This is a genomic window from Hominimerdicola alba 8 (assembly GCF_000178155.2).
GTDB lineage: Bacteria > Bacillota > Clostridia > Oscillospirales > Ruminococcaceae > Hominimerdicola > Hominimerdicola alba_C.
This window is the reverse complement of sequence record NZ_ADKM02000009.1, coordinates 1-1,371: the sequence shown is the minus strand read 5'-3', so window position 1 is coordinate 1,371 and position 1,371 is coordinate 1. Positions and strand designations below refer to the sequence as shown.

1 protein-coding gene is annotated in these 1,371 nt (G+C 43.7%); it reads right to left on the bottom strand.

The features are described from left to right. Positions 1 to 88: 88 nt before the first annotated feature. On the bottom strand, positions 89 to 1,177 hold the full coding sequence (locus CUS_RS00585) for a tyrosine-type recombinase/integrase (RefSeq protein ID WP_002846883.1): 1,089 nt from the start codon (positions 1,175 to 1,177) through the stop codon (positions 89 to 91). Between the last annotated feature and the right edge of the window lie 194 nt (positions 1,178 to 1,371).

Sequence of the window (1,371 nt, the reverse complement as noted above, 5' to 3'; positions counted from 1 at the left end):
TCTTGAAATAGATACATTCAGGATAGCGCTCACAAAACAGCGTAAAATCGCAACTATTCAATTTTCAAGATGCTGTTCTGACAACAAGTTACAACTGCATACACATATTCATCAGCCTGCGTTCATAGGTGCGGTCGGGGTGAATATATCGGTTGAGTGTCAGCGTAACGCTGCTGTGACCGAGGACGGCAGAGAGAGCTTTCACGTTGAAGCCTTTTTCGGCTGAATTGGTCGCAAATGTGTGGCGGAGCTTGTGATAATTATGATCTTCTACCTCTGCCGATTGCAGTATCTTCTTGTAGCGGTACTGCATTGTACGGGGTTCAACAGGCTTATTCGTCCCCGATATAATGAAATAATCGGCTTCATCACGGAACATTTCAAAATACTTCATGAGCATATCAGGGATAGCTATCTCTCTGAACGATGTTGCCGACTTCGGAGCGGAGATAACGATCTTTGTCTTCCTATTTCCGTTTGCAGAACTGATACGCTGAACAGTCCTGCGGATATGCAGTATCTTGTTCCGAAAGTCCACATCTTCCCATTTCAGCCCGCAAAGTTCACCGATACGCAGTCCCATAAAAAGTGACAGCAGGATACCGAAAGCAGTCAGCGACATATTCGATTTCAGGTAGGAAACGAGCTTTTTCTGCTCTGTATCGCTGATCTTCTCAATCTGCTTTCTTGCGGCTTTAGGAAGAACGACACTTTTCAAGGACAGCTTGAAGCCGTACTCATCCTGTGCATATTTCAGCATCGTTTTGAAAACGGTAAATATGTCCCTCACATAGCTTGCAGATAACCCGTCTGCGAGCTTTTGGTTTATAAAGGCATTGATCTTGCCTGCGGTCAGGTCGGCACATGGCACATCTCCGAATTCGGGGAGTATATGCTTTTCAAACTTATTCCGGTAGTTGGCAAGTGTGGATTCCTTGACACGGTTTACCACGGCATTCAGCCATTCTACGTAAATCTTTTCGACAGTGATATATCTGCCCGAAAGATAGCGTGTGGCAATTTCTCGCCCTATCAGCACCTTGCTTTCGGCTTCTTCGTAGGTCTTGCCATAAACATAGTGATACTGTACTTTGCCGTTATCGGCATAATCAGCGATAAACTTCCCGACATACCGCCCGTCTTTACGTTTTGTAATAGTTATACCTGTTTTCTCCATTCAGTAGCCCTCCAACGCCCTCAGAATAGCAATCTGCACATCTGAGTCAGTTCTCTTGTATACAATCCGCCGATTTTCAGACCGATACTTGAAATTTTACGGAAAATCTTGTATAATTTCATTATGGGATATTATGTCTTTCAATGCAAATACCTGTTAAAATATGCGGATTTCGTAAATGTATCTATTTCAAG

What these genes read in the sequence shown, in the direction of transcription:
- CUS_RS00585 (WP_002846883.1), bottom strand. Translation starts at nt 1,177, where the DNA reads ATGGAGAAAACAGGTATAACTATTACAAAACGTAAAGACGGGCGGTAT.